Source organism: Stenotrophomonas sp. Sm6012 (assembly GCF_030985895.1).
Classification (GTDB): domain Bacteria; phylum Pseudomonadota; class Gammaproteobacteria; order Xanthomonadales; family Xanthomonadaceae; genus Stenotrophomonas; species Stenotrophomonas forensis.
Map to the genome: position 1 here is coordinate 1 of NZ_JAPTFX010000194.1, position 6,768 is coordinate 6,768.

At 66.8% G+C, this 6,768-nt stretch carries 7 protein-coding genes and 2 tRNA genes; 4 read left to right on the top strand and 5 right to left on the bottom strand.

The genetic code is table 11. The annotated features are described in order from the left end of the window. Positions 1-64: 64 nt before the first annotated feature. Entirely contained in the window at positions 65-2,395 is a 2,331-nt protein-coding gene (locus O0J73_RS20820) for a TonB-dependent receptor (RefSeq protein ID WP_308309541.1), read from the bottom strand. Between the two features lie 180 nt (positions 2,396-2,575). After that, positions 2,576-2,839 (bottom strand): hypothetical protein, encoded by a 264-nt coding sequence (locus O0J73_RS20825; RefSeq protein ID WP_308309547.1) that lies wholly within the window; start codon positions 2,837-2,839, stop codon positions 2,576-2,578. Between O0J73_RS20825 and O0J73_RS20830 the strand changes: the two genes are divergently transcribed. Next, on the top strand, positions 2,751-3,089 hold the full coding sequence (locus O0J73_RS20830; protein WP_308309542.1) for an alpha/beta hydrolase fold domain-containing protein: 339 nt from the start codon (positions 2,751-2,753) through the stop codon (positions 3,087-3,089). The genes O0J73_RS20825 and O0J73_RS20830 overlap by 89 nt on opposite strands. Before the next feature lie 11 nt (positions 3,090-3,100). Further along, positions 3,101-3,176, top strand: a tRNA-Ala gene (locus O0J73_RS20835). A 59-nt stretch (positions 3,177-3,235) separates the two neighbouring features. On the opposite strand, the gene O0J73_RS20840 is transcribed toward O0J73_RS20835, so the two are convergent. After that, a complete protein-coding gene (locus O0J73_RS20840; RefSeq protein WP_308309543.1) occupies positions 3,236-3,409 on the bottom strand; it encodes a hypothetical protein in 174 nt (57 codons plus the stop codon). A 126-nt stretch (positions 3,410-3,535) separates the two neighbouring features. After that, positions 3,536-4,297 (bottom strand): SDR family oxidoreductase, encoded by a 762-nt coding sequence (locus O0J73_RS20845; protein ID WP_308309544.1) that lies wholly within the window; start codon positions 4,295-4,297, stop codon positions 3,536-3,538. A gap of 132 nt (positions 4,298-4,429) precedes the next feature. Between O0J73_RS20845 and O0J73_RS20850 the strand changes: the two genes are divergently transcribed. Next, positions 4,430-5,272 (top strand): methylated-DNA--[protein]-cysteine S-methyltransferase, encoded by an 843-nt coding sequence (locus tag O0J73_RS20850; protein ID WP_308309545.1) that lies wholly within the window; start codon positions 4,430-4,432, stop codon positions 5,270-5,272. 61 nt (positions 5,273-5,333) lie between these two features. Here O0J73_RS20850 and O0J73_RS20855 read toward each other — a convergent pair whose 3' ends face one another. Further along, positions 5,334-6,359: an NADP-dependent oxidoreductase gene (locus O0J73_RS20855; RefSeq protein WP_308309546.1), complete on the bottom strand. Its 1,026-nt coding sequence runs from the start codon at positions 6,357-6,359 to the stop codon at positions 5,334-5,336. 333 nt (positions 6,360-6,692) lie between these two features. Between O0J73_RS20855 and O0J73_RS20860 the strand changes: the two genes are divergently transcribed. Next, positions 6,693-6,768: transfer RNA gene (locus O0J73_RS20860), tRNA-Phe, on the top strand.

The following is a 6,768-nucleotide window of genomic DNA, read 5'->3' on the forward strand; positions in this document are numbered from 1 at the left end:
CGGCGCCCCCCCCTTGGCATTCACGCAGTGCGATGGCGGCGTGCACCGCCACCGCAATCGCGTATTACCAGTTCATGTTCAGCGAGACACCGACGGTGCGCGGTTCGTTGTAGACCGCCGCCATGTAGTTCTCGATCACACCCTTGAGGTTCTTCTCGTTGGTGATGTTGCGCGCGAACAGCGCCACTTCGTAGGCACCGTAGTTGCCCGAGTAGCCGATCTTCAGGCCACCCTCGAAATCACCCTTGGAATTGAATTCCTTGGTGTCGTAAAGCACGAAGCTGGTGTAACCCTGCTTGTTCCAGTCGGTGGACACGAACATGGTGCCGGCATCGCTGACCGGGAAGTCGTAGCGGGCGGCCAGGTTGACGTTGTACTTCGGCGCATTCGGCAGCGGGTTGCCATCGATCTGCGCGAAGGTGTTGGCGCCGACCTTGATGGTCGGGTCACCGACGGTGCAGACCACCTGGCCGTTGAGGCCGCAGACCTGCGCATAGACGCGCTTGTCCTTGATCTCGCTGTGCAGCAGGCTCAGGCCGGCGCTCAGGGTCAGGTTCGGGATCGGGCGCAGCTCCATGTCTGCTTCGAAGCCGTAGGCCTTGGCCTTGTCAGCGTTGAACAGCACGCCGTTGCCGTCCGAATCGTTGCCGTTGAGCTGGATGTCGTTGACCGTGTAGGTGAACGCGGTGGCATTCAGGCGCAGGCGGTTGTCCCACAGGCTGCTCTTCACGCCCGCTTCCCAGGACAGGATGGTCTCGGAATCGGCGGTGGTGAAGTCGGCGTTGAACACCGCCGAACGGCCCTGGATGGTCGGGCCGCGGAAGCCGCGGGCAACCTTGGCGTAGACGCTCACGTCCGGCGTGATCTGGTACATCGCGCTCAGATCCCAGCTCGGGGTGGTGTCGGACATCTTGACGTCGGTGCGGCCCTTGTAGGTGACCACGCCGGCAGCGGTGTCCGCGGTCTTCAGCAGACGGGTGTGCTTCTCGTCCTTGGTCTGGCGCAGGCCGGCAGTGACGGTGAACTTGTCGGTGAAGGCGTAGCTCAGCTGGCCGAAGCCGGCCCACGAGGTGTTCTTGTTGCGCAGGCGCACCCAGTTGTTCGGGTTGCGGGCCGCACCCTGCAGGAACCACGCACGCTGGTAGAAGTCGGTGGTGTCGCTGCCGTTGAAGTAGAACGCACCGGCCTGCCATTGCAGGGCGCTGTCGTCATGGCTGGCCAGGCGGAACTCCTGGGTCCACTGGTCGAGGTCGCGGATGCGGCCCATCGACTGGCCATAGCCGTTCGGCACGCCATTGACCGGGAAGTTCACCGCAGCGCCGCCGTCGGTGTCGCCACGGCTGTAGCCGGAGGTGGTCTCGTAGGCGGTGATCGAGGTGAAGTCGATCGCACCGAAGTCGTAGCGTGCCTTCACCGAGCCGCCGTAGGTCTTGTAGGCCTGCGGGTTGTTGTCGGCTTCGTCGTAGGCCACCTTGTCGCGCGGCACGTCGGTCTTGTTCGAGCCCTTGGTCAGCGCACCGCGCAGGAACAGGGTCGAGGTGCCTTCGTAGTCACGGGCATGGGCCGAGGCCAGGATCGAGAACTGGTCGCTCGGGGTCAGCAGCAGCTGCGCGCGCACGTTGCGGTCGTCGAAGCCGCCCATGGCGTTCTTCTTCGGGCTGACCGTACCGTCGGCGCTCGGGCCCTTGTAGGTGTTGTCGACGTAGTCATCGCGGTGCTGGTACAGGGCCGACACGCGGAACGACGCGATGTCATTGATCGGGCCACCGAAGCCGCCATCGATCGACACGCTGTTGTAGGTCGCGTAGCTGGCGCTGACGCGGCCGGTGTAGTCCTGGGTCGGCTTGAGGGTGTCGAACTTGACGATGCCGGCGGTGGTGTTGCGGCCGAACAGCGAACCCTGCGGGCCGCGCAGCACTTCCACCTGGTCCACGTCATAGACCGGGTTGGACTTCAGCACCACGTGTTCCAGCACCACGTCGTCCTGGATGATCGACACCGGCTGCGAGGCACCCAGGTAGAAGTCGATGTTGCCCAGGCCGCGGATGTAGAAGCGCGGGAAGATGCGGCCGGTGGTGGTTTCCGCATACAGGCTCGGCACGCGGCCGGACAGCGCCAGCAGGGTGTCGTCACCGCCGGCGGTGAAGTCGCGCATGCGCTCGCCCTGCACCACGCCGACCGAGACCGGCACTTCCTGCAGGTTCTGCTCGCGGTGCTCGGCGGTCACGGTGATCGTGTCCAGCCCGGTCGGGGTCGGCGCACTGTCCTGCGCGGCGGCGCCGAAGCTGCCGACCAGGGCCAGGCCGGCACAGGCCAGGGCCAGCGGGTGGCGGCGGAAGGAAACAAGGGAAGACGACAGACCCGACAGGCGGCGGGAATCGGTATGGGAGGGCATGCAATGCTCTGAGGAGGCGTCCGTGCGGCCTGCGCGAGCCGGGCGGCAAATGGGAGGAAAACTGCGCAAGCCGCCATTATCCCCCAAATTGTTACGATTTCGTTGCGCGAGCTCCAAACCCGGTGAAACAAGCGGTTTCGGCACAGTCACTCGGCATTCGGCACGCCTTTCGGGCTTGACTCAGGGAAGCGGGCACAGCGCGATATCGACCATTGCCAGCAGCCGCTCGCGGCTGACGCCATCGCGGGCCTGCACCGAAATGCCATGCAGCACCGTGGCGAAATGGTCGCCCAGCGCCTGCACCGCCGCGTCGTCGGCCAGCTCACCCTCGGCCTGCACCTGCTGCAGGCGCGCGATGATCGCCGCCGTACGTTGGCGACGATGGCCGGCCAGCCAGTCACGCACGCCTTCGCCGTCGGGCGACACGCTGCTGGCCGAAGACACCACAAGTCTGCAGGGGCTGGCCCCCGCCTCGGTGCTCAGCTGCGAGCACGACCCGCTGCGTGACGAGGCCGAGCAGTACGCGCATGACCTGCAGGAGGCGGGCGTCGACTGCATGCTGGAAAGGCTGCCCGGAATGATCCATGCCTGCATCCATCTGCGCGGTGTGGCTGCCTCCACCGAGGTGGCAGCGGAGCCCGCGGGCCTGCCGCTGCCCCACGCTTGGCAAGCCCGGCGGGCAGCGCTACACTGAAGCCCTGCCGTGGGGCCATAGCTCAGCTGGGAGAGCGCGTCGTTCGCAATGACGAGGTCAGGAGTTCGATCCTCCTTGGCTCCACCACTATTCAGAAGAACCCGTAGATCCTGCGATCTACGGGTTTTTTCTTTTCAGTGGCCCGCTCAGGCGGGATCCTGCCCGCCGTCCTTGCGCTTCGGGTCGCGCGCATGTGCATCGCGCACCTGCTGGTCGCGCTGCCCCGGCCGCTGCCTGGCCACATCGTCCTGCTTCCTGTCCTGGCGGCTTTCCTGCACGCCCTGCTTCGGGTCGCCCTGGTCTTTTTCGCGCTCACTCATCCGTCGCTCCTTCGCCAGCGGGACGCCGACGCTACCCCTACCCTAGAGATCGCCGGGTAATCAGCAGGTCAGTCCTGCGCCAACAGCGTGTGCAGCTGCAGTCCTGATTCCGCCGATGCCCCCCTCTCAGGTGCGGGTGATCGACACCCCACCCTCCACACGCATCGCGGTGCCGGTCACGAAGCTGCTCTCATCGCTGGCCAGGAACAGCGCCGCGTTGGCGATCTCCTCCGGTTCGGCCAGGCGCTTGAGCGCATGCAGCGAGCGCACGAAATCACGCGCGTCGCCACTGGGCGCAGCCTGGCGGCCCATCTCGGTATCGGTGCCACCGGGCAGCAGTACGTTGCTGCGCACGCCACGTGCACCATATTCGGCAGCGATCACCTGGCTCAGGCCGATCAGCCCGGCCTTGCTTGACGCATAGGCCGCCATGCCCGGAAAGCCCACGGTATGGCCGACAAAGGTGCCGACAAATACCAGCGAGCCGCCCCCGCGTGCCAGCAGTGCCGGCAACTGGGCGCGTGCCGCATGGAAGGCGGCATCGAGATTGGTGGCCATCACTTCGCGCCACGCATCCGCCGGGAACTCTGCTGCCGGCACGCCGGGGCCGAGCATCCCGGCATTGTTGAGCGCGATGTCCAGGCCTCCGAATGACTGCTGGGCCAGATCGACCAACGCCTGCGCCGTGCCCGGCTCGGCCACGTCGGCGGCATGCACCACCACCTCGCCGCCGCCGGCACGGATCTGCTCGGCCAGTGCGTGCAGCGGTTGCGGCCGACGCGCATTGAGCACCAGCTTTGCCCCTTCGGCGGCGAACCGCAGCGCGCTGGCGCGGCCGATGCCGGCGCTGGCACCGGTGATGAGAGCGATCTTGTTGTTCAGGTGCATGACCATGGTACCGGTTGTGAAGTGGCCGCCACGATGCCGCGCCTTCGGCCCGCCAACACTCCGTTTCCGGGCCTGCCCGATCGGTGCAGGAAACGGAGTTTCCGCAGAACCGGCGCATGCCAGAATCTGGGCATGGACAGCACCGCCACTACCGCCCTCGATGCCCGCGTCGAACGGGTCTGCCGCCACCTGCAGGCCAGCCTCGACGAACCCTCGCTGCAGGAACTGGCCGGCATTGCCGGCTGCAGCCCGACGCGCCTGCATCGCCTGTTCAAACAGGCCACCGGGCTGACCCCCAAGCAGTATGCTGCCGCGCTGCGTGCCGACCGCCTGCGCACCGGGTTGGAGCAACAGGAACGCATCACCGATGCCTTCCACGACGCCGGCTTTGGTTCCAGCGGGCGCTTCTACGAGAACGCACCGAAGTTGCTGGGCATGACTCCCAAGCAATGGCGCGCAGGTGGTCGCGGCGAAGTCATCCACTTCGCGCTTGCCGAAAGCTCACTGGGCAGCGTGCTGGTGGCCAGCAGCGGGACCGGCGTGGTCGCGATCCTGCTCGGCGACGATCCGGAGACGCTGCTGCAGTCACTGCAGCAACGCTTCCGCCAGGCCGAACTGGTCGGCGCCGACAACGGCTATGAACAACTGGTGGCCCAGGTGGTGGGCCTGGTCGAGGACCCCACGCGTGGCACCACGCTGCCGCTGGACATCCGCGGCACCGCGTTCCAGCAGCGGGTCTGGCAGGCGCTGCAGCAGATTCCGCGCGGGCAGACTGCCTCGTATGCCGACATCGCCGCGCGCATCGGCGCACCACGCTCGAGCCGCGCAGTGGCCAGGGCCTGCGCAAGCAATCCACTGGCGGTGGCCGTGCCCTGCCACCGCGTGGTGCGCCGCGACGGCGACCTGTCCGGCTACGCCTGGGGCGTCGCGCGCAAGCGCGAACTGCTGCGCCGGGAAAAGGCCTCGACTGCCTGACGTGGGTGCCGACCCTGGTCGGCACGCCCTGTGGCAGCGCCGGGCCATGCCCGGCGAACACTCAGTCCAGCTTCACCACCAGCTTGCCGAAGTTGCGCCCCTTCAGCAGCCCGAAGAACGCCTCCGGCGCATTCTCCAGCCCTTCCACCACGTCCTCGCGGTACTGGATACGGCCCTCGCGCAACCATTGCGGCATCTCGCGTTCGAAGTCCGGCCACAGGTGATTGAAGTCGTGCACGATGAAACCCCGCACGGTCAGGCGCTGGCGCAGGATCTGGCTGAACAGTGTCGGCAGCCGGTCCGGGCCGGGCTGCTCGACGCCGCGATCGTTGTAGGTGGCGATGGTGCCGCACACCGGAATGCGGGCGAAGTCGTTGAGCAGCGGCAGCACCGCATCCAGCACGTGCCCTCCCACATTCTCGAAGTACACATCGATGCCGGCGGGCACCGCGGCGCGTAGCTGCGCGGCGAAATCAGCGGCGCGATGATCCAGCGCCACGTCCACGCCCAGTGTCTGCAGATAGGCGCGCTTGGCTTCGCCACCGGCAATGGCGACCACGCGCGCGCCCTGCAACTTCGCCAGCTGGGCCACGGTGGCGCCCACCGGGCCCGTGGCGGCAGCGACCACCAGCGTCTCACCCGGTTTCAGGCGGGCGATTTCATGCAGGCTGGAATACGCAGTGAACCCCGGCATGCCATACACTCCCAGCGCCGTGCTCAACGGCAACCCGGCCGGATCGAGGCGACGCCCGAGCGCATTGGCCGGAAGCACCGCGTGGGTCTGCCAGCCACCCGGCGCCAGCACCAGTTCACCTGTGGCTACGCCCTCGGCGTTCGACTGCAGCACCTCTGCCACAGTCTGGCCTTCCATCACCGCACCCACGGGCACCGGCGCCGCATACGAAGGACCCTCGTCCATGCGTCCACGCATGTACGGGTCCAGCGACAGGTAGCGATTGCGCAGCAGCACCTCTCCTTCCGCCAATGCGGGCAGCGCGGCCTGCTCCAGGCGGAAGTTCGCCGCGCTCGGTGCGCCCTGCGGGCGCGAGGCCAGCACGATGCGGGACGTGGTCGGGGAATCGGACATGGCGGCGGTCTCTGCTGTGGCCAGCATCGGGAAAGGACTGCCGACACTACGCCGCAGCGACCGCCCGTGGCGCCCACGAAAACAGCGTTCCATTGCCCGGACCCGCGCGCGTCCGGCGCAACCCTTGCCCTTGCAGCTTTGGCGATCGCGGCGACCTGCTGAGTTCCAGCGCAGACGATGATCGATCGGCCGCCCTGCCCCACAACGGAGGATCAAGCACTTGCGAGCGCGCAGACGGCAATGTGAAGAATTCTTGGCAAAACCCTTGCCGAAGACAACCGACCTCCGTAATATACGCCTCCTTGGCAGCGACCTCGCTGCAACGAAACATGTGGCCGAGTAGCTCAGTTGGTAGAGCAGGGGATTGAAAATCCCCGTGTCGGCGGTTCGATTCCGTCTTCGGCCACCA

Coding starts and splice junctions, on each gene's coding strand:
- O0J73_RS20820 (WP_308309541.1), bottom strand. CDS start 2,395: ATGCCCTCCCATACCGATTCCCGCCGCCTGTCGGGTCTGTCGTCTTCC.
- O0J73_RS20830 (WP_308309542.1), top strand. CDS start 2,751: ATGATCGCCGCCGTACGTTGGCGACGATGGCCGGCCAGCCAGTCACGC.
- O0J73_RS20840 (WP_308309543.1), bottom strand. CDS start 3,409: ATGAGTGAGCGCGAAAAAGACCAGGGCGACCCGAAGCAGGGCGTGCAG.
- O0J73_RS20845 (WP_308309544.1), bottom strand. CDS start 4,297: ATGCACCTGAACAACAAGATCGCTCTCATCACCGGTGCCAGCGCCGGC.
- O0J73_RS20850 (WP_308309545.1), top strand. CDS start 4,430: ATGGACAGCACCGCCACTACCGCCCTCGATGCCCGCGTCGAACGGGTC.
- O0J73_RS20855 (WP_308309546.1), bottom strand. CDS start 6,359: ATGTCCGATTCCCCGACCACGTCCCGCATCGTGCTGGCCTCGCGCCCG.